This is a genomic window from Novosphingobium olei (genome assembly GCF_037076535.1).
In the GTDB taxonomy this organism is placed as follows: domain Bacteria; phylum Pseudomonadota; class Alphaproteobacteria; order Sphingomonadales; family Sphingomonadaceae; genus Novosphingobium; species Novosphingobium olei.
Genome location: NZ_AP029021.1, coordinates 2,301,463 through 2,326,589, shown reverse-complemented (window position 1 = coordinate 2,326,589; position 25,127 = coordinate 2,301,463). Strand labels below are relative to the sequence as shown.

At 66.4% G+C, this 25,127-nt stretch carries 23 protein-coding genes and 1 tRNA gene; 11 read left to right on the top strand and 13 right to left on the bottom strand.

What is annotated here, in order from left to right:
- Positions 1-103 precede the first annotated feature (103 nt).
- From serA to bdcA, 3 genes are all read left to right on the top strand, one after another.
- Positions 104-1,690, top strand: a complete 1,587-nt coding sequence (serA, locus tag AACH40_RS10960; protein ID WP_338642443.1) for a phosphoglycerate dehydrogenase — start codon at positions 104-106, stop codon at positions 1,688-1,690.
- A gap of 72 nt (positions 1,691-1,762) precedes the next feature.
- The gene (locus AACH40_RS10955; RefSeq protein WP_338642442.1) at positions 1,763-2,893 is read left to right on the top strand and encodes an ATP phosphoribosyltransferase regulatory subunit; all 1,131 of its coding nucleotides are present in this window, start codon (positions 1,763-1,765) and stop codon (positions 2,891-2,893) included.
- Between the two features lie 143 nt (positions 2,894-3,036).
- Entirely contained in the window at positions 3,037-3,750 is a 714-nt protein-coding gene (bdcA, locus tag AACH40_RS10950; RefSeq protein ID WP_338642441.1) for an SDR family oxidoreductase, read from the top strand.
- A 230-nt stretch (positions 3,751-3,980) separates the two neighbouring features.
- Here bdcA and AACH40_RS10945 read toward each other — a convergent pair whose 3' ends face one another.
- The 4 genes from AACH40_RS10945 to AACH40_RS10930 form a co-directional block, all read right to left on the bottom strand.
- On the bottom strand, positions 3,981-5,993 hold the full coding sequence (locus AACH40_RS10945) for a serine hydrolase domain-containing protein (protein WP_338642439.1): 2,013 nt from the start codon (positions 5,991-5,993) through the stop codon (positions 3,981-3,983).
- Positions 5,994-6,081: 88 nt separating this feature from the next.
- Positions 6,082-6,948 (bottom strand): AraC family transcriptional regulator, encoded by an 867-nt coding sequence (locus AACH40_RS10940; protein ID WP_338642438.1) that lies wholly within the window; start codon positions 6,946-6,948, stop codon positions 6,082-6,084.
- Between the two features lie 23 nt (positions 6,949-6,971).
- A complete protein-coding gene (locus tag AACH40_RS10935) occupies positions 6,972-8,213 on the bottom strand; it encodes a cytochrome P450 (RefSeq protein WP_338642437.1) in 1,242 nt (413 codons plus the stop codon).
- On the bottom strand, positions 8,213-10,429 hold the full coding sequence (locus tag AACH40_RS10930; protein ID WP_338642436.1) for a TonB-dependent receptor: 2,217 nt from the start codon (positions 10,427-10,429) through the stop codon (positions 8,213-8,215). Before AACH40_RS10930 ends, AACH40_RS10935 begins: the two co-directional genes overlap by 1 nt.
- Before the next feature lie 298 nt (positions 10,430-10,727).
- On the opposite strand from AACH40_RS10930, the gene AACH40_RS10925 reads away from it, so the two are divergent.
- From AACH40_RS10925 to AACH40_RS10915, 3 genes are all read left to right on the top strand, one after another.
- Positions 10,728-12,017: an adenylosuccinate synthase gene (locus tag AACH40_RS10925; RefSeq protein WP_169493146.1), complete on the top strand. Its 1,290-nt coding sequence runs from the start codon at positions 10,728-10,730 to the stop codon at positions 12,015-12,017.
- A gap of 1 nt (position 12,018) precedes the next feature.
- Entirely contained in the window at positions 12,019-12,558 is a 540-nt protein-coding gene (locus AACH40_RS10920) for a L,D-transpeptidase family protein (protein ID WP_422394846.1), read from the top strand.
- A gap of 83 nt (positions 12,559-12,641) precedes the next feature.
- Positions 12,642-13,712, top strand: a complete 1,071-nt coding sequence (locus tag AACH40_RS10915; RefSeq protein ID WP_338642435.1) for a winged helix DNA-binding protein — start codon at positions 12,642-12,644, stop codon at positions 13,710-13,712.
- Positions 13,713-13,805: 93 nt separating this feature from the next.
- On the opposite strand, the gene AACH40_RS10910 is transcribed toward AACH40_RS10915, so the two are convergent.
- The 5 genes from AACH40_RS10910 to AACH40_RS10890 all read right to left on the bottom strand — a co-directional run bounded on the left by AACH40_RS10910 (position 13,806) and on the right by AACH40_RS10890 (position 18,161).
- Positions 13,806-13,881: transfer RNA gene (locus AACH40_RS10910), tRNA-Val, on the bottom strand.
- Between the two features lie 156 nt (positions 13,882-14,037).
- Positions 14,038-14,487 (bottom strand): PaaI family thioesterase, encoded by a 450-nt coding sequence (locus tag AACH40_RS10905; RefSeq protein ID WP_338642434.1) that lies wholly within the window; start codon positions 14,485-14,487, stop codon positions 14,038-14,040.
- A gap of 41 nt (positions 14,488-14,528) precedes the next feature.
- Complete coding sequence (locus AACH40_RS10900; protein ID WP_338642433.1) at positions 14,529-15,113, bottom strand: TetR/AcrR family transcriptional regulator; 585 nt, start codon at positions 15,111-15,113, stop codon at positions 14,529-14,531.
- Entirely contained in the window at positions 15,106-16,536 is a 1,431-nt protein-coding gene (locus tag AACH40_RS10895; RefSeq protein WP_338642432.1) for an efflux transporter outer membrane subunit, read from the bottom strand. The genes AACH40_RS10900 and AACH40_RS10895 overlap by 8 nt, the downstream gene beginning before the upstream one ends.
- Positions 16,537-16,553: 17 nt before the next feature.
- Positions 16,554-18,161, bottom strand: a complete 1,608-nt coding sequence (locus AACH40_RS10890) for a DHA2 family efflux MFS transporter permease subunit (RefSeq protein WP_338642431.1) — start codon at positions 18,159-18,161, stop codon at positions 16,554-16,556.
- A gap of 82 nt (positions 18,162-18,243) precedes the next feature.
- Here AACH40_RS10890 and AACH40_RS10885 point away from each other — a divergent pair, with 82 nt between their 5' ends.
- Complete coding sequence (locus tag AACH40_RS10885) at positions 18,244-19,359, top strand: HlyD family secretion protein (RefSeq protein WP_338642430.1); 1,116 nt, start codon at positions 18,244-18,246, stop codon at positions 19,357-19,359.
- 148 nt (positions 19,360-19,507) lie between these two features.
- Here AACH40_RS10885 and AACH40_RS10880 read toward each other — a convergent pair whose 3' ends face one another.
- From AACH40_RS10880 to AACH40_RS10865, 4 genes are all read right to left on the bottom strand, one after another.
- A complete protein-coding gene (locus tag AACH40_RS10880) occupies positions 19,508-19,840 on the bottom strand; it encodes a hypothetical protein (RefSeq protein WP_338642429.1) in 333 nt (110 codons plus the stop codon).
- Positions 19,841-19,925: 85 nt separating this feature from the next.
- Positions 19,926-20,921 carry an aldo/keto reductase gene (locus tag AACH40_RS10875; protein WP_338646044.1) on the bottom strand — a complete coding sequence of 332 codons (996 nt, stop codon included), beginning with the start codon at positions 20,919-20,921 and terminating at the stop codon, positions 19,926-19,928.
- A gap of 23 nt (positions 20,922-20,944) precedes the next feature.
- The gene (locus AACH40_RS10870) at positions 20,945-21,778 is read right to left on the bottom strand and encodes an SDR family oxidoreductase (RefSeq protein WP_338642428.1); all 834 of its coding nucleotides are present in this window, start codon (positions 21,776-21,778) and stop codon (positions 20,945-20,947) included.
- A gap of 12 nt (positions 21,779-21,790) precedes the next feature.
- Entirely contained in the window at positions 21,791-22,780 is a 990-nt protein-coding gene (locus AACH40_RS10865) for an aldo/keto reductase (protein WP_338642427.1), read from the bottom strand.
- A gap of 94 nt (positions 22,781-22,874) precedes the next feature.
- On the opposite strand from AACH40_RS10865, the gene AACH40_RS10860 reads away from it, so the two are divergent.
- From AACH40_RS10860 to AACH40_RS10845, 4 genes are all read left to right on the top strand, one after another.
- A complete protein-coding gene (locus tag AACH40_RS10860) occupies positions 22,875-23,777 on the top strand; it encodes a LysR family transcriptional regulator (RefSeq protein ID WP_338642426.1) in 903 nt (300 codons plus the stop codon).
- Positions 23,778-24,181: 404 nt separating this feature from the next.
- Positions 24,182-24,373, top strand: a complete 192-nt coding sequence (locus tag AACH40_RS10855; RefSeq protein ID WP_338642425.1) for a hypothetical protein — start codon at positions 24,182-24,184, stop codon at positions 24,371-24,373.
- Positions 24,374-24,504: 131 nt separating this feature from the next.
- Complete coding sequence (locus AACH40_RS10850; protein WP_338642424.1) at positions 24,505-24,648, top strand: hypothetical protein; 144 nt, start codon at positions 24,505-24,507, stop codon at positions 24,646-24,648.
- Between the two features lie 178 nt (positions 24,649-24,826).
- Complete coding sequence (locus AACH40_RS10845; RefSeq protein ID WP_169493133.1) at positions 24,827-25,060, top strand: hypothetical protein; 234 nt, start codon at positions 24,827-24,829, stop codon at positions 25,058-25,060.
- The last annotated feature ends 67 nt before the right edge of the window (positions 25,061-25,127 follow it).

Here is a 25,127-nt window from a genome sequence, read left to right as displayed (position 1 = left end):
CTTGGCGTCACCCCGGCCTTGAGCAGGGGTCCCGCTTCGTTTTCTCGCCCGCGCCAAAAGCGGGATCCCGGCGCAAGGCCGGGATGACGAAGGACATAATGACATGACCAAGCCCAAGGTTCTCATTTCCGACAAGATGGATCCCAACGCCGCCCGCATCTTCACCGAGATGGGCTGCGACGTCGACGTGATCACCGGCGAAACGCCCGAACAGCTGACCGCGCGCATCGGCGAATACGACGGCCTTGCCATCCGTTCGTCGACCAAGGTGACGAAGGAAATCCTCGCCGCCGCCAAGAACCTCAAGGTGATCGGCCGCGCCGGCATCGGTGTCGACAACGTCGATATCCCGGCGGCTTCGGCACAGGGCGTGGTGGTGATGAACACCCCGTTCGGCAACTCGATCACCACCGCCGAACATGCCATCGCCATGATCTTCGCCCTCGCGCGCCAGATCCCCGAAGCCAACGCGCAGACCCAGGCGGGGCTGTGGCCGAAGAACGGCTTCATGGGCGTTGAAGTCACCGGCAAGACGCTGGGCCTGATCGGCGCAGGCAACATCGGCTCGATCGTTGCCACCCGCGCGCTGGGCCTCAAGATGAAGGTCGTCGCCTACGATCCGTTCCTCACCCCCGAACGCGCGATCGAGATGGGCGTCGAAAAGGCTGATCTCGACACGCTGCTGGCCAAGGCCGACTTCATCACGCTGCACACCCCGCTGACGGCGGAAACGCGCAACATCCTCAGCCGCGAAAACATCGCCAAGACCAAGAAGGGCGTGCGCATCGTCAACTGCGCGCGTGGCGGGCTGATCGATGAAGCCGCATTGAAGGATGCGCTGGATTCGGGCCAGGTGGCCGGCGCCGCGCTTGACGTGTTCGAAACCGAACCCGCCAAGGCCTCGCCGCTGTTCGGCACGCCCAACTTCATCTGCACGCCGCACCTCGGCGCATCGACCACCGAAGCGCAGGTCAACGTCGCGCTGCAGGTGGCAGAGCAGATGGCCGAATACCTCACCACCGGCGGCGTGACCAACGCGCTCAACATGCCGAGCCTGTCGGCCGAGGAAGCGCCCAAGCTCAAGCCGTACATGGCGCTGGCCGAAAAGCTCGGCAAGCTGGTTGGCCAGCTGGCGCACGACAACCTGACCAAGATCGCGATCGAGGTCGAAGGCGCCGCCGCGCAGCTCAACCAGAAGCCGATCACCGCTGCCGTGCTCGCCGGGCTGATGAGCCAGTATTCGCAGTCGGTGAACATGGTCAACGCGCCGTTCCTCGCCAAGGAGCGCGGGCTGGACGTGCGCGAAGTGCGCCATGACCGCGAAGGCGAATACCGCACGCTGGTGCGCGTCACCGTTGGCACCGCCGCGGGCGACCGCTCGGTTGCGGGCACGCTGTTCGGCAATGGCCAGCCGCGGCTTGTCGAAATCTTCGGCATCGGCATCGAAGCCGATCTCGACGGCGACATGCTGTATATCGTCAACAGCGACGCACCGGGCTTCATCGGCCGCATCGGTACGCTGCTGGGCCAGGCGGGCATCAACATCGGCACCTTCCACCTCGGTCGCCGCAATGCCGGTGGCGAAGCGGTGCTGCTGCTTTCGCTCGATAGCCCGGTCCCCGCCGACGTGCTCAAGCAGGCGTGCGAGATCGAGGGCGTCCGCACGGTCAAGGCGCTCAAGTTCGTCTGACGGACGCCATGCTCCGACCCGTTCGCTTCGCCTTCGACTTTGGCGGGGCGAGCGGGTAGGGGGCGAATCGCGATGACCGACGATACCGACCTGCTGCCCGAGGGGCTCGAGGACCGCCTGCCGCGTGAAGCGGCGACGACGACGCGTGCTATGCGCAGCATCCAGGACGTGATGCACGGCCACGGCTACGACCGCGTGCTGCCGCCGATGATCGAGTTCGAAAAGAGCCTCGCATCGCGGATGGCAGGCATCCAGAGCCGGCGCATGTTCCGCTTCGTCGATCCGTCGAGCCTGCGGATGATGGCGCTGCGCAGCGACTTCACCCCGCAGATCGGCCGGATCGCGCAAGGCCGGCTGGCGGGCGCGGCGCGGCCGTTGCGGTTGATGTACGCAGGCCAGGTGCTGACGATCAAGGGCGACGGGCTCGACCCGGCGCGCGAGAAGCTGCAGTGCGGGGCCGAACTGATCGGCGCCGACAACGTCGCGGCAGCGATCGAGATCCTGACCGTGGCGATCGAGGCGCTGCAGGCGGCGGGCGCCCGCGGCGTCAGCGTCGATTTCACGCTGCCCGATCTGGTCGATACGCTGGCGGCCAAGGCCTTCCCGCTCGAACCCGGTGCGATCGAGGCGGTGCGGCGCGAGCTCGATACCAAGGACGCCGGCGGCCTGCGTGATGCGGGCGGCGAGGCGTACGTTCCGCTGATCTACGCGACCGGGGATTTCGACGGCGCGATCGAAAAGCTGGCCGCCATCGATGCCGGTGGCGCACTGGCCAGCCGCATCGCCGCGCTGCGTGAAATCGCCGCCGCCATCGCTCCGACCGGTGCGCGGCTGACGCTCGATCCCAGCGAACGCCACGGCTTCGAATACCAGAGCTGGTTCGGCTTCACGCTCTACGCCGAAGGCGTGCGCGGGCTGCTGGGGCGCGGCGGCACCTACCGCATTGCCGGCGCCAATGCCGGGGGAGAAGGCGAAGTCGCGACAGGCTTTTCGCTCTATCCCGATGCGCTGATCGACCTGATCGCGCAGAGCGAGCCGCTTTCCGACAAGGTGTTCCTGCCGCTGGGCCACGACCGCGAAGTGGCCGCCCGGCTGCGCAGCATCGGCTGGCGCACGGCAGCCGCATTGAGCGAGGGCGACAGCGCCGGATCGCTCGGTTGCAGCCACACGCTTGATGGCGGCGAGGTCGTGGCGCTGGCCTGAGCAGCCCAGCGGCCTGGAACTTTTCGATTTACCTGTAGGGTTTGGCGGCAATTGTCGCACTGGTGCGATGGGGGATGCGGGTGCATCTCTGTCGCAACCGGTGGCTATCGCGCTGCCGACGATCGAAACAGGGGATTGAAATCATGACCGACCTTGCAGGCAAGACCGTCCTCGTGCTCGGCGGAAGCCGGGGCATCGGCGCCGCCATCGTCCGCCGCTTTGTTGCGGGCGGCGCCAAAGTATCCTTCACGTATTCGGGCTCCGAAGCCGCTGCGCTTGCCATAGCCGCAGAGACCGGTGCCGAGGCGATAAAGACCGACAGCGCAGACCGCGACGCGCTGGTCGCCACCGTCGCCGGTGCGGGCGCGCTTGACGTGATCGTGATCAACGCCGGGATCGCGCTGATGGGCGATCCGCTGACGCTCGATCCCGACGCGGTCGACCGGATGATCGACATCAACGTCCGCGCACCATACCACGCCGCGGTCGAGGCGGCGCGGAAGATGAACGACGGCGGCCGGATCATCGTGATCGGATCGGTCAATGGCGACCGCATCCCGTTTCCCGGCGTTACCGCCTACACCATGACCAAGTCGGCGATGCAGGGCATGGTCCGGGGGCTGGCCCGCGATTTCGGACCGCGCGGCATCACCGTGAACGTGATCCAGCCGGGACCGACAGACAGCGACATGAACCCCGCCAACGGTCCGATGGCTGACCTCATGCACACCACGATGGCCATCAAGCGCCACGCCCGCGCCGACGAGATCGCCGAATACGCGGCTTATCTCGCAGGGCCGCACGCGGCGATGATCACCGGCGCGCTACAGACCATCGACGGAGGATTCGGCGCCTGATGCGGGGCCTGATTCGGGGCCGCCTAAATCGGCCAAGTTGACGAAGTTGACAGACTTCAAAGAGCAAAGTCACCGATTGCCCCTGCCTGGCACATGCTGGCAGGGCAATCGGCGCAAATGCGTGGGTCAGGACCCGGGCAACAGGGTTGTAACGACCTTACGCACTGTAGGACAGAAGGTGGAGGGGCGTTGGTGATGCATCATGCATACGCAATGCCGCTTTGGAGCGCCTAGCCGGTCGTTTCGAGCAGGACATATTCGCGCTGCGGATCCTGCAGGACCAATGCGCGCTTGCCATCGCGGGTGGTGGCGAGAAATTCGAAGCCGCTGGCGCCCGGCGAGATCGTGGCGAGGCTGGTCGAGCCATCGGCGTTCTTCTTGAGCGCGAGGTCCGACCAGATCGATGTGGCACGCGCGTGGAGCACGCCGTCGGCATAGGTGACGGTGAGGGGGCCCAATTCGCGGTTGGCGTAGTTGCCGACATAGCGGCGCGCTTCTTCCGGCGAGACGTTGCGATCGAGCTGGCTGCGGTTCTTTTCAACCCAGAGATCGGCCTGCCGGGCGGCAACGGCGACCTGTTGGGCGGCCTTCGGCGCGCCGTCGTAGAGCAGCTCGATCATGCGGCGGCTGGCCGCCTTGGTCAGATCGTAGCCCATTTCGGAATTGGTAAGGACGACGATGCCCACCTGGGCCGAAGGGACGGCGAACCAGTCGGACTTGTAGCCGAACATGCTGCCGCCGTGGTGGATGACCGAGACGCCCGACATGATCGAATCCTCGAGCCCCATGCCGTACCACTGCTGATCGGCCACGGGCACGTTGTGGACGCGGCGGGCGAGCAGGTTGGTGGCCGAGACGAGGCGCTTGCCATTGGGCAGGCGGCCTTGGTCGAGTTCATCGAGAACGTAGCGCGCCATGTCATGCGCCGAGGACCATGCGCCACCGGCGGGGCGATAGGGCACGACGGTATCGTTGAACTTCATGTCGATCAGCGCGACCTTGCCGTCGATGTCGAGATCGTAGGGCCGCGCCCAGTTGCCCGCCGTGGCGACGATGTTGCTCATCGTCGTGTCGCGCATGCCGAGCGGGGTGAAGATGCGGTCCTGCATCGCCTTGTCGTAGGCGGCGCCGAGTTCCTTGCCCGGTGCGATCAGGCGGGCGCCGAGATAGCCCGCCGCGCTGGCCATCAGGTTGTTGTACTGGAAGACTTCGCCGAAGCCGCTGGTGGGCTGCGAGGCGGCCAGCTGGTCGAACGTGGCGGTCGCCGGGGTGGAGGGGCTGGTGTTGAACAGCCATTCCATGTCGCGCCGGGGCAGGCCGGTGCAGGCGCAGATGAGATGCTTGACCAGCACCTTGCGGGTGGTGGCCTCATCGCCGAGGCGGAATTCGGGCATGTAGCGGGTGACCGGCTGGTTCCAGTCGAGCTTGCCCTGATCGACCAGCGTGGCAAGCAGCAAGGTGGACATGCCCTTGGTATTCGAGGCGATCATGAACAGGGTGTCGGCATCGACCGGCGTGCCGGTGGCGAGGTCCTTCACCCCGAGACCGCCTTCGTAGACGACCTTGCCATGATCGACCACGGCGAGGCCGACGCCGGGAATCTTGAGCTGCTGCATGGCGAAGAGGACAAAGCGCTTGAGCGCTTCGACCCTTGTCGCATCGAAGCGGTGGGCGGCCTTGCCGGCAAAGCTTTCGGACGTGAAACCCGCCGGCTTGAGCGTGTCGCTGGCGACGCGCAGCTGGGCGTTGCGCTTGGCGAGCGTGGCGAGCGCGCCTTCGATCGCGACCACGGTGTAGCTGGTGCCCTTGCGCAGCACGATGGCCTGCGCGATCGCCTTTTCGGCGGGCGGCACGTCAAACCCGGTGACAGCGGCATCGTCCCACCCTTCGCGCGGGGGCAGGGGCTGGGTAAGGTCGATCGCACGCGAAAAGCCGGGGCGCGCCAGCGCGAAGGCCTGCATAGCGGCATCATCGGCATTGCGCGCGCTGGCGATGGGGACGATCACCGCCGAGGCATCGCCTTCGGGTGCGACGAAGCGGACGAGCTGGCCTTCGCGCTTCTGGCTCCAGCCTTCGGGCGGGACGATGGTGGCCCCCGTGCCGACGGGGATGGCGGTGGTGCCGGGAACGGGCGCGGCTGGTGCGGCCGGCTCTGCCCGCGCGGCCACGGCCGGCGCGAGGGTGGCAAGCGGGAGCGCGAGGCCCGCCAGCAAGGTGCGAACGCGCATCGACCGGGTGTTCATCGGGAAGCCCCCTTCCAGCAGAGCGGTGATCCTGCTCTGCCATCGGCCGCTTGGCAAGCGGGCTGGCCGGTGGCGCGTGCCGCCCCGTTCAGCCCAGCGATTGCTGGCGCCAGGCGGCGGGGGTGACGCCGGTGAAGGTGCGGAAGGCGCGCGTCAGGTGGCTTTGGCTGGCAAAGCCGAGCTGGTCGGAAATCTGCGCGATGGTGAGGTCGGTGGTGACGAGCAGATCCTGCGCGCGTTCGAGCCGGGCCTTCATCACGAACTGGTGCGGGGTGAGGTTGGTGGCGCGCTTGAACACACGGCAGAAGTGCGACGGGGTGAGGCCGGCGATGGCGGCGAGCGCTTCGATCGGGTGATCGTCCCCCGGCTGGGCCAGCACTGTGTTCATCACGCCGTGGAGGCGATGGGCGGAAAACTCCGAAGTGGGGATCGCGGTATCGTTGGCGGCGAGGGGGCCGCGCAGCATGTGCGCGGTGAGCGCATCGACCAGCGTGGACACGTAGACCTTCCGCGCATCGTCCTGCGGGGCGTAGATTTCGGCCAGGATCTGGCGGGTGAGGGCAACGCCCAGCGGATCGGAGAAGGCGAAGCGCAAGGCGCGGAACTGGTCCGCCGCGGGCACGCCCTGCAGATCGCGCGAGGCGATGGAGAGCGTGACGACGTCGAGCTCTCCATCGACCAGCCAGCCACTGGGGCGACCCGAGGGCAGGATGGTGGCGCAGCCGGGGATCGAGCTGGTTTCGCTCCAGCCGTCCTGCAGGCGGGTGCGGACCTGCGGCTTTCCGGCGATGTGGACGACGAAGGTGGGATCGGGCAGCGCGGGCAGTTCATAGGTGCCGACGAACTGGCGCCAGCGCGACAGGCGCCAGGAATTGTCGCGCGCGCCGATCTGCACGTCGGCGCCGCGGCCCAGCGCATCGGCGATGATCTGTTCGTTGGTCCAGCTCTCTCCCATGTCCTGTCCTTTGCCGCCGGGCTTCAGCCGGGGGTGAGCACGACGTCGAGGTTCTTCAGCCCGTTGAGGAAGTTCGAGCGGAAGCGCCGCGACGGGCCGGTGACATCGAAGGATTTCACCCGATCCGCCAGGATGTCAAACGCGACGCGCAGCTGCATTTCGGCGAGGCGGGACCCCACGCAGACATGCTGGCCGAAGCCGAAGCCGAGGTGCGGGTTCCTGGTGCGGGCGATGTCGAAGCGGTCGGCGTGGTCGAACACGTCTTCATCGCGGTTGGCGGCGGCATACCACAGCACCACCTTGTCGCCCCTGGCGATGGCCTTGCCGCCAAGCTCGGTGTCCGCAGTCGCGGTGCGGCGCATGTGCAGCACGGGGCTGGCCCAGCGGACCATTTCGGGCGCGGCGGTCTTGAGCAGGCTGCGATCGTTGCGCAGGGCCTGCCACTGGTCGGGGTTGTCGCTGAAGGCGCGGACCGAATGCGACAGCGAATTGCGCGTGGTCTCGTTCGCGCCGACCAGCACGAGGATCATGTTGCCGAGGAAATCGCGAAAGCTCGCCGGCTCGCCGCCCACCTCCATCGTCGCCAGCAAGGTGGCGATGTCGTGGCCCGGCGCGGCACGGCGGGCTTCGAACAGGTCGGCGGCGAAGGCTCCGAATTCCTCGAAGGTCGCCGCCATGGCTTCTGGGCTCTGGCGGAACTCGGGGTCGTCCTCGCCGACGAAGGCGTTGGTCCAGTGGTAGAGCTTGTCCCACATGTCGGGCGAGAGGCCGAGCAGCTCGCACAGCGTGAGCAGCGGCAGCGGGGCCGAGAGCAGGGGCACCAGATCGATCTGTTCGCCCAGCGGGATCGCGTCGATCAGCCGGGTGGCGCGTTCGCGGATGCGCGCCTCGATATCGCCGAGGCGGGCGGGCGAGACGGCGGGCATGATGTGCTTGCGGTATTGCGTGTGGGTGGGCGGATCGCGCGAGATGAAGGGGATGCCGATCGCGCTTTCGCCCGCGCCGGTCAGTCCCACCTCGTTTTCGTTGAAGATGCGGTGGCCGCCGTTTTCATAGGCCGAGGAGAACAGGCCCGGGTTCTTCGACACCGTGACGATATCGGCGTGGCGGGTCAGCGCCCAGAAGCCGGCCCCGTCGCTTTCCGGGTTCCAGTGGACCGGATCTTCGCGGCGCAGAGCCGCGAAGAGGTCCCACGGGACCCCGGCTTCGTAAAGCGCGGGGTCCCGAAGGTCGGTCGACAGGTCGGCTTCGATGGGGAGAGACATCAGAAATCGACCCGGACCGAGCCGCCGAAGGTGCGCGGCAGGGCAGGCACGAGGAAGTTGTAGGGGAAGCCCGCCCCGCGCAGATCGAGCCCGTAGACATAGGTGCGCGCGTTGAAGAGGTTGTTGACGTAGCCCTTCACGGTGAAGCGCCCGGTCTTGAACGCGGCGGTGACATTCACCTTGGCATAGCCGTCCTGCGCCAGTTCGGCGTTGTTCTGGGCAGAGCCGGTGGCGTTCACCGCGTTGAACGGCGAGAAGTACTGCTTCGAGAAGTAGGCGACGCTGGGCGAGATGGTGAGCTTGCCCGCGCGGCCGTCGTAGGGCGTGATGTCGGCCCCGGCCTGGATCGTCCAGGTCGGCGCGAAGGGCAGGCGGTTGCCATCGAGCACGGTGTTCTGCAGCGTCAACTGCTTGTAGCGGGCGTGGAGGTAGCCCAGCGAAGCGTTGAGGCTGAGCATGGGCGAAACCTTGGCGCTGGCTTCGATTTCACCGCCATAGACTTCGGACTTGGGCGCGTTGACCAGGAACGAGACCGGGCCGGGGCGGGTGTCCTGCACCTGCTGGTTCTTGTAATCATAGTAGAATGCCGCGCCCGACAGCGTGAGCATGCCCGCGATGCGGCCCTTGGCGCCCAGTTCGAAGGCGTTGACCTTTTCGGGATTGATGTAGGTGATGCCCACCGACGAGGTGTAGCCGCCGCCGTTGAACGCGCCCGAGCGGTAGCCGCGGTTGTAGCTCGCATAGACCAGCGCGCCGCCATCGGTTTTGTAGGACAGCGCGACACGACCGGTGAGCGCGTTGTTCTGCCCCTTGAGGTTGAAGCGTGCGGCGGGATCGTAGGCGCAGGTGCCGGGCGGGGTTGCGCAAGGCACCGTGGTGGCGAGCGGGGTGTCGGGTCCGTCAAAGCCACCGGCGTAAAGGTAGGCGTAGCCGTCCTTGTAGGTCGCGCGGTCCCAGGTGTAGCGCGCGCCGAGGGTGAGGGTGAGCGAGCGGGCGAGTTCGACGTCCCCTTGCGCGAACAGCGCGGTGGACGAGCGGCGCTGATTGTAGTGCTGGAAGAAGCCGCCGTCGACGCCGGGAGCGAGGGCACTGCCGATGGCGAAGCGGTTGTCGGTGACGACGCGGTCCCAGCCATAGAACGCGCCGGCGACGAGCGAGAGGCCGTTGCCGCTGTAGTTGAAGCGCGCTTCTTCGCTGAACTGGTCGTAGTCCGACTTCCAGCGGATCTGCAGGATGTCGAGCGGGCTGCCGTCGGCCGCCTGGTCGAGATCCTGCTTGCCGCCATCGCGCGAGGTGATCGAGGTGAAGGTCAGCTTGTCGCTGATTTCATAGGCGATGTTGGCCGAAACGCCCCAGGCGTCGGTGTTGGCGCGGCCGATGCGGTTTTCGTTGGTTTCGAAGAAGCCGAGCCCGGCGCGCGAAGGCAGGAAGCCGTGGACGGCGGTGCCGGTGCCACGGTCGCGCCCGCCATAGGCCTTGAGCTTGATATCCAGCGCGCCGTCGCCGGGCTTGATGCGCAGCATGGCGCGGCCCTGCAGCGTGTCCTGCGCGTAGGGATCGCGCGCGCCGGGGGCGACGTTCTTCATCTGGCCATCGCCGTTGACGAGGTTGCCGGCAAGGCGCAGGCCGACGTGGTCTTCGACCAGCGTGGTTTCGAGCGCGGCCTGCGCGGTCCAGGTGTTGAAGCGGCCATAGCCGACTTCGCCATAGCCTTCGTTGCCCGAGAGCGAGGGGGTGCGAGTGATGAAGTTGATCGCGCCGCCGGTGGTGTTGCGGCCGAACAGCGTGCCCTGGGGGCCGCGCAGCACTTCGACGCGATCGAGATCGAACAGGCCCATGCCGTGCGCGGTGCGGTTGGCGAGGTAGACGTCATCGAGATAGACGCCGACGGGCGAAGCCTGGTTCGAGTTGTATTCGTTGGCGACCGAAATGCCGCGAAGCGAGAAGTTCGGCTGGGTCGAGCCATAGGGGCTGCTGATCTGCAGGTTGGGCACCGCCGATTGCAGGTTGGCCGAATTGGTGATGCCCTTGGACGCAAGGCTGTCTCCACCCACGGCCGAGATCGCGATCGGCACGTCGAGCAGCGACTGTTCGCGGCGCTGTGCGGTGACGACGATCACGCCTTCATCGGCGGCATCGGTGGCTTCCTGCGCCAGGGCGGGCAACGGGCTGAGCGCGCTGGCCAGCAGCAGAGCGCGCGAAAGGGTCTTCTTCATGCAATCCTCCCCATGTCGGGCCGGACAACTCCGGCGTTCTCTTGGGGGCAGAGATAGAGGCAAGGGCGGCGCAGGGCTTTAGCCAGGGTCGCGCGGCTTTTTGCACAATCTTGCTGTCTGTCAGTGCGCCGCGAAGCCGCCGGGCGCCACTGCCCCCTTGACCCTCTCGCCATGCCACCCTAGGGCGCGCACCGCACATCGGGTGCGCCGCTTCGCGTGCCCTTTATCCCGTCCGCTACGCCGAGACCTGTCGAAGGGCGTTTCTGGATCCACCTTGGCAGGGTGGAGGAGTATATTCATGGCCAGCGTTACCGTGATCGGCGCCCAGTGGGGCGATGAGGGCAAGGGCAAGATCGTCGACTGGCTGGCAAGCCGCGCCGACGCCGTGGTCCGCTTCCAGGGCGGCCACAATGCCGGCCACACGCTGGTGGTGGGCGAACAGGTCTACAAGCTGAGCCTGCTGCCTTCGGGCATCGTCACCGGCACGCTGTCGATCATCGGCAACGGCGTGGTGCTCGATCCCTGGGCGCTGAAGGCCGAGTTCGACAAGCTCACCGCCCAGGGCGTGACGATCACCACCGAAAACTTCGCCATTGCCGACAACTGCCCGCTGATCCTGCCGCTGCACCGCGATCTGGACGGGTTGCGCGAACAGGCGGCGGGTTCGGGCAAGATCGGCACGACCGGGCGCGGAATCGGGCCGGCTTACGAGGACAAGGTCGGTCGCCGCGCGATCCGCGTGTGCGACCTGGCGCACCTCGATGCGCTGGACAGCCAGCTCGACCGCCTGTGCGCCCACCACGATGCGCTGCGCGCGGGCTTTGGCCAGCCGCCGGTCGACCGCGCGGCGCTGCTGGCCGAGCTGGCCGAGATCGCGCCGTTCGTGCTGCAGTTCGCCCAGCCGGTGTGGAAGCGGCTGAACAAGGTGCGCAAGGCGGGTGCGCGCATCCTGTTCGAAGGCGCGCAGGGCGTGCTGCTCGATGTCGACCACGGCACCTATCCGTTCGTCACCAGCTCGAACACGGTATCGGGCACGGCGGCATCGGGTTCGGGGCTCGGCCCCAACGCCACCGGCTTCGTGCTGGGCATCGTCAAGGCCTATACCACCCGCGTGGGGTCAGGCCCGTTCCCGACCGAGCTGGAGGACGAAACCGGCCAGCGCCTTGGCGAACGCGGCCACGAATTCGGCACCGTGACCGGGCGCAAGCGCCGCTGCGGCTGGTTCGATGCGGTGCTGACGCGCCAATCGTGCGCGATTTCGGGCGTGACCGGCATTGCGCTTACCAAGCTCGACGTGCTCGACGGGTTCGACAAGGTGAAGATCTGCACCGGCTACCGCCTGCGCGGAAAGGTGCTCGACTACTTCCCGAGCCACGCCGCCGACCAGGCCGCGGTCGAGCCGATCTACGAGGAAATGGACGGCTGGCAGGGCACTACCGCCGGGGCGCGTTCGTGGGCCGACCTGCCGGCACAGGCGATCAAGTACATCCAGCGCGTGCAGGAACTGATCGAAACGCCGGTCGCGCTGGTTTCGACCAGCCCCGAGCGCGAGGACACCATCCTCGTGCGCGATCCCTTCGTCGACTGACATGGCACTGCGCCGCCCGTTCCGGACCGGAGCGATGGCGGCGCTGCTGCTGTTCGCCGTGCCTTCGCCGGCCATGGCGGCGGGCGATGTGCCACAAGCCTCGGCCGAGGAGGATGGCCCCGTTGCCGCCTCGGTGCTGGTCGAAAAGGCGGCGCGGCGGCTGACGCTGTTCGACGAAAGCGGCGTCCCCTTGCGCGTCTATACCGGCATCGCGCTCGGCGGTGCGCCCGTGGGGGCCAAGCGCTTCGAGGGCGATCGGCGCACACCCGAGGGGCGCTATGTGATCGACTGGGGCAATCCGGGCAGCGCCTACCACCTGTCGCTGCACATTTCCTATCCCGATTCGGACGATGTGGCGCGGGCGCGATCGGCGGGCCGAAGCGCAGGGGGCCTGATCTTTATTCATGGCCAACCAAACGGCTACGGAATGACACGTATAAAAGGCGACTGGACGGACGGCTGCATTGCCTTAAGCAACGAAGAAATAGAGGAAATCTGGGGTCTGGTGGCCGATGGCACCCCGATCGAGATTCGACCTTGATCCATTCTGGAAGCATTGCCGATTGAACGCCCGCTGTCGTTCCCGTGTTGTTCGCTCAGGAATGTTACGGAGGCACTGAGTTAATGGGGCAATCGGCCGCACCGTTCGATCATCGGCCCGGCGGCTCTGGCGGCGCCGAACGGAGAGGCGGTGCCCTGGCAGTCTCGATCTTCGCCGACCGAGGCTATCTTCGCGCCGAAATGGCGGAAGATGCGGCGGCGGCTGGCTTGCGCGTGGCGCAGACCGGATCGCTCGACGTGGTGCTGGGGCGCGGGGACAACGGGCCCGAAGCAGGCGTGATCGCATCGGCCGAACTGGTGCTGGTGGATTGCCCGATGGCCGAAGCGGCGCAACTGGCGGCGCTGGCCCGGCTGGACAGGGATGCGGCGCGGACGGGCGCGGCGCTGGTGGTATCGACCAGCATGGGCTCGCTCGACGACGTGTTCGGCTGCCTTGACCAGTCGGATGCGCAGATCCTCGTTTCGCCGAGCCGTGCCGAGCGGATGATCGCACTGGGGCAGGTGATGGCGCGCAGCGGATCGCGGGTGCGCGAACTGTCGGAGGAAGACCGGCTGTCGCTGCTGCGGCTGACCGACCAGGTGACGCAGATCGCGCAGAAGCTGGAGGCGCTGTCTTCCGGGCAGAACGTGCTTTCGCCCGATGCCTCGGCCTTCCGTTTCGACGGCACGGCCAGCAACGATCTGGGCGACGAGCAGATCGATCGGTCGGGCGAGCGGGCGCTTGATCGTGGTGCCGACCGTTCGGGCGACCGGCTGGTGCGCCCGCCGCGCCCGCCGATGCCCGATCCGCGGCTGGTGCGCCGGATCATCCGCCACCGCCAGGCGCGTGCGCGGTTCCTGCCGCCCGACCTGTTCGCCGATCCCGCCTGGGACATGCTGCTCGACCTGACCGCCGCGCGCGAAGAACACACGCGGGTGTCGGTCACTTCGCTGTGCATCGCTTCGGGCGTGCCGCCCACCACCGCACTGCGCTGGATCGGCCAGATGACCGAGGCCGGGCTGCTGCAGCGGCTTGAGGACGAAACCGACCGGCGCCGCGCGTTCATCACCCTGACCGAAAAGGCGGCCGACGCGATCGCGCGCTATTTCGTGGAGATCGCGACACCGGCCGCTTCGGCCGCGCTGGTGGTGTAGTACGCCGGGTTGCTGAGGGCGGTTTGTCGGAGCGGGGCAAGGTCGCGGAGGTCATGCTGAGCAGCGCCGGCGCGGAAATGCGCCATCGGCGCGTGGTGGGCGGTGACGGGCTCGAACCGCCGACCCTCTCGGTGTAAACGAGATGCTCTACCAACTGAGCTAACCGCCCGGATCCCCGGAAGGCGGGCTATTGCGCGGGTTATCGGGAATAGTCAATGCCCGCCATGTTCGCGCTGAAAGCTTGATCGAAGCGGCCGGCTTTTGCGGTGCCGCAACGCCATCCTTCGGGAGGCGGGCGATGCGGTCCCCCGCGTGATACGATGGATCAGGTGGTCCCGAACACCATCAGCGTCGAGGTCGCCGTGGCACATATCCGGCCCTGGTCATCGGTCAGGGTCGCCTCGGCGAAGGCTACACGCTTGCCGATCGAAATCGTGCGTCCCTCGGCGCGGACCCGGCCGGATTGCGCGGACAGTCCACGCAGGTAGGAGACCTTGAGTTCCAGCGTCGTAAAGCTCTGGCCCGCGGCAAGGTGGGCATGCACCGCACAGCCGCAGGCGGTGTCCAGAATTGTCGCTGCATAGCCGCCGTGGACCGATCCCATCGGATTGAGCATCGTCGCCTTGGGCTCTCCCTCGAAAACGGCGCGGCCGGGTTCGATCTCGACCAGCGCGAAGTCCATGTGCTCGATCATGGGAGGACGCGTTCCGGCGGCCAGGAAAGACTGAAGCAGGGCAAGGCCGCTCATATCGCGGGTGTCCGGGGCGGTAGTCATCGGCTTGGTCCTCCATATTGGAGCGGGCGGGCGGCTCTGTGTCAGGTGAGCCCGAGGCGCTTCTTGAGATCGGCGCGCGCGGAATCGACGAAAGCGACGGCGGCGGTGTGGTCCTGCATCGTGCGGGCGAGGGTCAGCGCGCCGACCATTTCCGCCAGCACCGAGCGGGCCAGGGATTCCTCTTCGGCACAGCCGGCATCCCTGAGCGCCGCCGCAAGCCGGGTCTGGAACATCTGCACGCCCTCCTCGAAGGTGCGGCGCGCGGCAAGCGGCATGCGGCTCGCCTCGCTCGAGAGCGCGGGGATGGCGCACCCTTTCTCGATGTTGCGCACGTTTGCCTCGGACAAGTAGAAGTCGAGCAGCGCTGCGAGGCCCTCTTTCGGAGGGCTGCCGGCAAGCGACGCGTCGAGCATCCGTCCTGTGCCCGAAAACATTTCGGCAATCGCTTCTGCCACCAGCTCGTCGCGATTCTTGTAGTAGGCATAGAAGCCGCCATGCGTGAGCCCGGCGCGCTGCATCAGCTCGGCAACGCTGACCCCATTCAGCCCCTTGGAGCGAAGCGCGAAGGACGCCTCCCTGACGATCGTGTCACGCATCTTCGCCTTGTGCGCACTCTTGTTAGCCATGGTCGTTGTCTCGCTGTTCAAATCCGCCGCCCAGCGCGCGCACTGCAAAGATCGAGGCCTGTGCAGCCTGGGCGCGAGCCAGGGCAAGTTGCTGCGTTGCAGACAGCACATGCTGATCCGCCTCGAGCACATCAAGAAGCGCCACGTCGCCCTTGCGATAGGCCGCGTTGATTCGATCGCGCGCTGCGGACAAGGCTTCGACCTGTTGCTGGCGGGTGGCAAGCGCCAGGCGCGCCTCGCCAAGGCCGGTGAGCGCGGTTTCGACATCCGCGGTCGCCTGTACCAGCGCGCCGCGATACCGGGCGAGAGCCTCGGCGTGACGGCCGCGCGCCAGAGCCACTTCGGAATCGACGCGGCTGAAATCGAACAGGCGCCAGCGCAGGGAAGCGCCGCCCGCGGCCTGTACCGAATCCCCGGTGAACATCTTGGACACGCCCAGCGTCACCACCCCCAGCAATCCGCCCAGCGAAATCCGCGGATAATACTCCCCGAGTGCGACCGCGACGCGATCATCGGCGGCGATCATGCGCCGCTCGGCCGCGACCACGTCAGGCCGGCGACGCATCAGATCGGCCGGAACGATGGCGGTACCGGGATCGATCGTTTCCGGGATCGCGGCAAGCTCGCCCACGCCGCCGGCAAGTTCCGTGCGCGCTGCTCCGGCATTGCGGCCCATCAGCACATCGATGCGGTCGGCATCCGCAGCGACGGCGGCGCGAAGACCGGGCAATGCGGCCCGGGCTTCGTCCCTGAGAGCCAAAGCCTGGTCGAGCGCGCGAGCGGGGACAAAGCCTTGATCGACTTTCAGGCGGACCAGTTCGACGGCTTTCTCGGCGTTCGCCACCTGGGACTCGGCAATGGCGAGACTTGCCTGCAGACGGCGCAGATCCACGTAGGCGGTCGCAGCCTCCGCTGCGAGACTGAGACGCATCGAGGCGGCATCATGGGTGGCAGCATCGAGATCGGACAACGCGGCGTGGCGTTCGCGGCCAAGACGACCGAACAGATCGATCTCCCACGATGCCTCGGCCCCGGCCTGATACAGATCGAAGGATCGCGGCAGGCCCAGCGCTGACCCTGCCGCGCCGATCGGGCTTTCGAGCGATTGGCTGACGCGCTGGGCGCTGGCCGACAGATTGGCAGACGGCAGCATGTTGGCGCGCGCGTAACGTGCCATCGCGCGGGCCTGCGTTATACGGGCCGATGCAGCCTGCAGATCGAGATTCTGGTCGAGCACCGTTGCGACGATCCGGTCAAGCACAGGGTCGCCAAAGGCCCGCCACCAGCCGGCAGTTTCAGCCTGCGTGTGCACCGCCGGAACGTCCGACGCAGGCCGGGCGCGCAACGGCCTCGCCTCGACCGGCGAGAAAGCGCCGATCGTGGCCGTGGCTGTGAGCAGGAGTGCGAGTTTGGAAAAAGCCATTTTGTCCTCGTAGCCCTTCAATGTGCGGCTGAAGTGTCGGCGGGAGCGGCGCCGGACTGACGACAGAACGGCACCAGCACGAGCGCTGCCAGAAACATCCAGCAGATGGTCAGAAAGACATTGTCGAAGGCCATCGTGAGGGCCTGCCGCCCGACTACCTGGGCGAATTCGCTCCGCGCCATTTCCTGCGCGATGACGGGATCGGGGGTAGTGGCGGAAAAGCGGGCCGCCAGCCCATCGAGCGCGGTGCCGGCTTCCTGCCGCGCTTGGCCAAGCGTTTCGCCAAAGCGCAGCGCGGCGATCCGGGTGTTGTCCTGCAGCCAGGTGTTGACCGTGGCGATGCCGATCGCGCCACCCAGATTGCGCATCAGGTTGAACAGCCCGGATGCCGCGCCGAGATCCTTGGGCGCAACTCCGGCGAGCGCCATGTTCACGCTTGGCACGATGCACAGCATCAGCGAGAGCCCGCGCACCGCCTGCGGCCAGAACATTTCCCAGAAGCCCCACTCGCTCGTCAGGTGCGAGGTGATCCAGTTGCTCCACGCGAACAGCAGCAAGCCGACGGTGATCATCCAGCGCATGTCGACCCGCTGGCTGAGACTTGCGGCGATGAATGTCGACACGAGCTGGGCAATGCCGACGACGTAGACGGTGAGCCCGATCTGCAGCGAGCTGAACCCGCGCACCCGGCCCAGGTAAATCGGCACGAGATAGATCGAAGCGAACAGGCCAAAGCCGATGACCAGGCTGAACAGGCAGGCAAAGGCGAAGTTCGGTGCGAGAAGGGGCTTCAGCGAGACCACCGGGTTGGGCGAAAACAGCGCGCGTTCGAGGAACACGACGAAGCCCACGAAGGAGAGCCAGGCCGCGATCTGGATCGTCGTATCGCCGAACCAGTCATGGCGCGGCCCTTCCTCCAGCACGAATTGGAGCCCGCCGAGGAACAGGGCCATCGAGAAGAAGTGCAACCAGTCGATGGTGAGGAACAGCGCAGGCGCGGCGCGGTCGACGCGGATCAGGATGATCGCCGCGATGGTGATCGCGATACCGGGCAGGACATTGACGAAGAACAGCCAATGCCAGCTGAGTGCGTCCGAAATCAGACCTCCCGCCGTGGGCCCCAGCGCGGGGCCGAGCACCGCCGTGGTACCGAGGATCGCCGGGATCAGTGCCCGTTGCGGACCCGAAAAGATGGTGAAGCCGACCGCGAAGGCGAGCGGCACCATCGCGCCGCCGGTGAAGCCCTGGATCGTGCGGAAGGCGATCATCGATTCGATGTTCCAGGCGAACCCGCACAGCAGGCTCGAAAGCGTGAACATTCCCGACGAGAAGGCGAACAGCCAGCGCGTCGACATCGCTCTTGCCAGGTATCCCGACAACGGGATCATCACCAGCTCGGCCATCAGGTAGGCGGTCTGCACCCAGCTGATCTCGTCCGGACCGGCCGACAGCCCCGCCTGAATGTCGCGCAGCGAGCCCGCGACGATCTGGATGTCGAACAACGCCATGAACTGACCGAAGGCCATGATGCCGAAAAGCGTGAACTTGCGCGCGGTCGGCATGGCCGAGGGATCGTGCGACCAATCCTGGCTTAAGCCCGCGAGACGCTGAGGGAGGGAGGACATCGGCAACGAACCTGCTTGTAAATATGTTGACCATCATATATCTGATGAACGTCATATTTACAAGCAGGGTCATGAGACTTCGATGGCAGACGAAACTTTGACGGCCGACGACGGCAATTCGGCAGGGGTGGGCAAGAAGCGTTTCCCTCGCGCATTGCTGGTTGCAGGGGTTGCGGCTGTGGTCGCGACGGGCGGCATCATCTGGCTTACGGCCAGTCCCGCTGCAGAGACGACCGACAACGCCTATGTCGCGGCAGACACCACCACGATTGCCCCGCGGATCCGTGGCTTCGTCGCCAAGGTTCTGGTGCGTGACAACCAGCAGGTGAAGGCGGGCGATCCCCTGGTCGTCATCGAGGGCAGGGAATTCGACGCGCGGCTCGAGTCGGCCCTTGCCGAACTTGCACAGGCGGATGCCAACGTCGCAGCCGCCAAGGCCGCCCTGTCGAGCCAGTCGGTCTCGGTGTCGCTCGCCCAAGCACGGGTATCTGCCAGCCAAAGCGCGCTGAAGGCCGCCAGCGCCGAGGAAGGGCGTGCACTGTCGGATCGGCGCCGCAACGAGGCGCTTGCGCAGAGCGGGGCGATTGCTGCCCGCGATATCGAGGCGGCCCAGTCGACCGCCATCGGAGCGCAAAGTTCCGCTGAACAGGCACGGTCCGACATCATCGTGAAGCAACGCGAGGTGGCGCTGGCCTCGGCTCGCCGCCCCGAGCTGGAGGCGGCCTTGCAACAGGCCCTGTCGGCGCGGGCGCGCGCGCAAGCCGCGGTGACGCTTGCTCGGCAGGATAGCGGCTACACCTTTATCCGCGCTCCGATCGATGGCGTGGTTGGCAACAAGAAGGTGCGGGTCGGCGACTATGTCCAGCCCGGCACGTACCTCCTCGGCCTGGTGCCGCAGAGCGAAGTCTATGTGGTCGCCAACTACAAGGAGACGCAAACCGAGAGAATGCATCCCGGCCAGGCAGTGACCGTGAAGGTGGACGCGCTGGGCGATACCCAGCTGCGCGGCAGGATAGAAAGCCTTGCTCCCGGCACCGCATCCAGCTTCGCGCTGCTGCCGTTCGAACCGGGCACCGGCAATTTCACGAAGATCGTCCAGCGCGTGCCGGTGCGGATCTCGCTGGAGCAGGGACAGAAGGCGGTTGCCATGTTGCGTCCGGGCCTGTCCGTGACCGCAAGGGTCGAAGTGGCGCGCTGAGCGCGCCCAGCATCCACCGTCCATCATCAATCGGGATACGGCCAATGACCCAGGAAAGCGAAAAACCGACGCAGCCACCGCTATGGCGCCGGCTCGTCGCCCGCCTTTCGGCTTTTGCCGAAGCGATGGAGATGAGCGAGACCGAGTTTCAGGCCCGGAGACTGTCGGCTCTGGAGCGGCGGCTGGCTGGCAACCAGGCTCCGGAACAGAGGGAGCCGGTCAGCCGATCGCAGTGACCGCCGCCCGGAATGACCACCACGGCGATGCCGGTCTGCTTCTCGCGGGTGGGAAGCACGGGGGTAACCGTCGGCCGCACCACGTTGCGCACGATCGTCCGGCCTTGCCAGCTGTCCCAGATTTCGGTGTCCTCCACCGGCGCGTTGCGCAAGGGAATCCCGCGCAACTCGGCCGGCTTGGAGATCCGGATGGTGGTGTCGGCGGCGTGCGCCGGTTCGGCACACAGCCCCACCGCAAGGCTCACCGCTCCCGCCCACGCACGGGCGATCCGCAGTCCTTGTATACCACTTCCCTCCCGACTTCAGGATGTTTGCTGAGCTCCGGCGTCTTTACAACCCGGTCATCGCTTCGCCGGCGGGGGTGTAGCGGCCGCCTTCAACCGCCACGGTGGCGAGCAGCGCGTCGATCCGCGCAAGTTCTTCCGGCGCGAAGGCAAGATTCGCCGCGCCGAGGTTCTCTTCGAGCCGGTGCAGCTTGGTGGTGCCGGGAATGGGCACGATGAAGGGCGCTTTCGCCAGCAGCCAGGCCAGCGCCACCTGCGCCGGGGTTGCCGCGTGATCGGCCGCGATGGACTTCACCAGATCGAGCAGTTCGAGGTTCTTGGCAAAGGCGTCCTGCTGGAAGCGCGGCAGCGTTCCACGGAAATCACCCTTGGCCACCTGGTCGGCGCTGGTGATGCCTCCGGCAAGGAAACCCTTGCCGAGCGGGGAGTAGGGCACGAGACCGATGCCCAGTTCGTCGCACGCATCGAGGATGCCGTTGGTTTCGACCTGGCGGCTCCACAGCGAATATTCGTTCTGGAGGGCCGAGACCGGCTGCACCGCATGGGCGCGGCGCAGCGTGGCGGCACCAGGCTCGGACATGCCGAAGTGCTTCACTTTGCCTTCGGCGATGAGGTCGCGCACCGTGCCCGCCACGTCCTCGATCGGCACCTTGGGATCGACCCGGTGCTGGTAGAACAGGTCGAGGCTTTCGACCCGCAGGCGCTTGAGCGATGCTTCGCAGACCTTGCGGATCTGTTCGGGGCGGCTGTCGACCGCGCGCATCGTGCGGCTGTCCGGATCGATGTCGAAGCCGAACTTGGTCGCGATCACGACTTCGCCCTTGAACGGTTCCAGCGCTTCGCCGACCATGTCTTCGTTGGTCCACGGGCCATAGACCTCGGCGGTGTCGAAAAAGGTGACGCCACGTTCGAACGCGGCGCGGATGATCGCAATGCCTTCCTCACGCGAAAGCTTGCTGTTGTAGCCGAAGTCGATGCCCATGCAGCCATAGCCGAGGGCGGAGACGGAAAGGCCGGATTGGCCGAGATTGCGGTGTTGCATCATCATTTCCTCACTTCGAAAATTCAGCCGGGCAGGCCGATCTTGCCGGCGAACATGGCAGCGATCACGCCGCCATCGATCAGCAGGTCGCTGCCGGTCACGAACCCGGCTTCGGGGCCGAGCAGCCACGCGCAGGCCGCCGCGATTTCATCAGGTGGCGCCATGCGCTTGGCCGGCGAGGCTGTGATCATGGCGCGGTAGCCATCGCCGATGGGCGAGGCGAGTTCGTGCAGGGCAAGCGGCGTGACCACGATTCCCGGCGAGATGGCGTTGATCCTCGCGCCACGGTTGCCCCACGCGATCGAGGCGCCGCGCACCCGCAGCGTGTTGGCCCGCTTGGCGAGGCAATAGGCAGCCATCGAATCCGGTACGGCAGCCGGCGACAGGAAGTCGAGCGTGAGCAGGTCATCGGCCGGCGTGAACGCGAGCGCCTTTTCCTGTTCCGCCGGAAGCTGCGGGATCATGTGGCCTGCCATGCTGGACACGACGAGCGCGGCACCGCCGCGGGCGATCACCTGTTCGAACACCTCGAACACTAGCGCGGTGCCGTAGAGATCGACCTCCAGCACGCGCGCCGGAGGAGCCATGTTGGGCGATACACCGGCCGTGTTGACGAGGTTCACAACCGCGCCGAGGTCTGCCGCACGCTGTGCGAGCGCGGTGACCGACGGACGCGACGTTGTGTCGACCAAGGTCGTCTCGACCGTGTAGCCCGCTTCCTGCAGGCGGGTCGCGGCTGCGGAAAGCACGCCCGAGTTGATGTCGGCCAGCAGTACGGTGCGCCCGACGCCCTGCCGGCGGGCGACCGCTTCGCCGATCCCGCCAGCCCCGATCACTACAATCACTTCACTGGTCATCTGCTCTGCCTTTCAAAGGTAGGAATACCGCAGCACGGTCTCGGGCAGACGGGCGCCCTCGATCGCGATGGAGGAGAGAACGTCGTCAAGACGGGCAAGGTCTGCCGGCGGAATTCGAAGGGTGGTCGCGCGGTTGTTCTCTCGCACCCGGTCAAGCCGCCGCGAGCCGGGGATGGGCACGATGAATGGTGCGCGGGCGAGCAGCCAGGCGAGCGCGACTTGCGCAGGCGTGGCCTGAAGCGAAGCGGCGATGGCTTCGATCACGTCGAGCAGCGCGCGATTGGCTTGCCGGGCCTGCTCGGTGAAGCGGGGCGAAGCCGAACGGAAGTCTTGCGCAGCGATGGGCGTCGTCGCGTCGATGGTGCCCGTGAGAAACCCCGCGCCGAGCGGGCTCCAGGGCACGAACCCGATTCCTTCGCTGGCGCACAGGGGAAGGACCTCGTCTTCGGGATCGCGCGTCCACAGCGAATATTCGCTCTGCACCGCCGTCACCGGCTGGACCGCATGGGCGCGCCGGATAGTGTCGGCGGAAGCTTCCGACAGCCCGAAGTGTCGCACCTTGCCCGCGGCAATCAGGTCACGCACCGTGCCGGCAACTTCCTCGATCGGAACCGCCGGATCGACGCGATGCTGGTAGAGCAGGTCGATCGTATCGACCCGCAGCCGCTTGAGCATGCCATCGACCGATTGAACGATATGCGCCGGCTGGCTGTTCAGGCCGGCGCGTCGTTCTCCCGTTACGGGATCGATGTTCCAGCCGAACTTGCTGGCAATCACCACCTGATCGCGAACGGGGGCCAGCGCCTCGCCGACGAGTTCCTCGTTGGTGAATGGGCCATAGGCTTCGGCCGTGTCGAACAAGGTGACGCCGTCTTCGAACGCGCCCCTGATCACGCCGATGGCCTCGGACCGGTCCGGCGCGGCACCATAGATGCCGGTGAAGCTCATCGTCCCGAAGCCCATCGCCGATACGTCAAGCGTGCCGAGCTTGCGCATTTCCATGTGGGATCTCCTGCTGTGCCTGCTGGAGATAGACCTTGCGCATCTGTTCGATTAGACGCGGATTTCTGCACGAACCAATACTGGAATCTAATCAATGGCGCGGGATGAACTCGGCGACCTGGCAATTCTTCTGGCCGTGGCTGAGGAACGCAACTTCACGCGGGCGGCGGCGAGGCTCGGCACGTCGCAGTCGGCGGTGAGCCAGGCGGTGCGCCGCCTCGAGGAAAATCTCGGCATCAAGTTGCTCGCTCGCACGACCCGCTCCGTCGCGCCGACCGAGGCGGGCGAACAATTGCTCGAAACCTTGCGTCCCGCGCTGGGCGACATCCGCGAGCGGCTTGCCAGGTTGAGCCACTTTCGCAGTGCACCCGCAGGGCTGGTCCGCATCACCACCAGTCGCCATGCCGCCGAAACCATACTGTGGCCCGCGATAGACGCGGTCGTTGCGCGCTATCCCGAGATCGAGGTCGAGCTGTCGATCGACGGCGCGCTGACCAACATCGTCGCCGACCGCTTCGATGCCGGTGTGCGCCTCGGCGAAAGCGTGGAAAAGGACATGATCGGCGTACGTATCGGACCCGATCTGCGGCTCGCGGTCGTGGGTGCGCCATCGTATCTGGAGCGCCACGGAACGCCTGTTGTGCCGCGCGATCTGTTGGAACACCGATGCATCAATCTGCGAATGGCCACGCGCGGCACGCTGTATGCCTGGGAATTCGAGAAAAATGGCCAGTCGCTGAGCGTGAGGGTCGAGGGGCCGCTGGTGCTGAACGACAGCGCAATGGCGGTGAAGGCGGCGATCGCGGGGCATGGGCTGACCTGCGTGCTGGAAGATGCGCCGCTGCACGAACACCTTGCCAGCGGGCGGCTGGTCCGGGTGCTTGATGACTGGTGCGAGCCCTTTGCCGGGCACCACCTTTATTATCCCGACCGGCACAACCTTTCGCCAGCGTTTCGCGCCGTGCTGGCGGAACTGAGACTTCGCGCCCAGGGATGAGGCGGGTTGTCCGACGCGCCACCGGCGCCAGGCGTCAGACGATGGCTAACAGCACCACCAAGCCCAGCACGGCAACAATGGCGATCAAGCCCGCAATCAGCAGGGCGACCAGCCATTCCGCGGTCGTCCAGTCTGGCAGTTTCATCACCGGCTCCCTGCCCCGGCAAGGGGACTTGGAGGATCAATGCGTGGTGACGCAAGCCTTTCCCGACGTTGCACTTTTTTCATTTAGCCTCACGATGGAGGCAATGGTGGAAGGCCGGGCAGGGCAGGCGAGATGAAGCTGGGCACCGGGGCTGACTTGCAAAAGTCGCAATTCATCCCTATCTGATGGACATCGCCTGCATGAACATGCACCAGGCGGCTGAGAGACCAACGCGCTCCCGCAAAATCGGAGAGCTGCCGTGGACCTCAATCACCTCCTTTTCCAGCATCAGGTCGCGGTTCTGCGCGCTTCCGGGTCGAACGAGGCGGGATGTGGATCGCGCTTCGATCTCGTGCGGCACTACCAGGTCCGCATTGATCGCCTGCGTCACCATCTGGGGGCGTCGGCCTATCCCGAATGGTGCGGCATGCCGGTCGGCGACATGTCTTGAGCGTGCTGCCGCGGAGAGCAGAGCGGCGGCATTATCAACTGCATTATCGCAATCCCGCCGTATTGCGCCGTGGGCAGGCCTTCCACCTAGCTTTCGAGCTGCTTGGCGGACCGCGCGCAGCGCAGACGTTTATGACGACGCCGCAGGGCGAACTTGGCGAAGCGCCCGAACGGGTGGCGATGGCTTCTCGCTGGGGTCTGATCAAGGTTCTGAAAATGATCCACCGCGACGCCGCGCGGCGCCCGCAGGTAGAGCGCAGCCGTTGGGCGCGCTGACCGCGCTGGCGGCATGCGCCGCGCGGAGAAATTCGCGGGAGGTCCGGCAATGCCGGGGCCCTGCGTTGCGTCACCGTACCCGGTGAGCGCTGTGGGCGGGGCCGTCCGGGCCAGCGCCTGCGCCAGAAGGACGGGGCGGCCGCCGGTCGGGCCTCGTGACGAGACGATGGAGCATCACATGGCGACACGCGCGATAAATCTCGCCCTGCCCGAGCAGGACATCATCGACCAGTGCAAGCGCAAGGACATCCGCATCAGCGCGATCGAGCCGCTGCGTTCGGGCGGCACGCATCTCGTCTGCCTGACGATCGAGGGCGCCGATGCGGCGCGCGTGGTATTCAAGAAAGCGATCATCGAAGGCGCGGTGAAGAGGTTCGCGTTCCTGCGCCATGACGAAGTACGCTACAGATAAGGCAAAACGAAAGGGCCACCCCTGGCTTGATCCGCCGGGGGTGGCCCTTTGCCGTTTGGTGACGCCG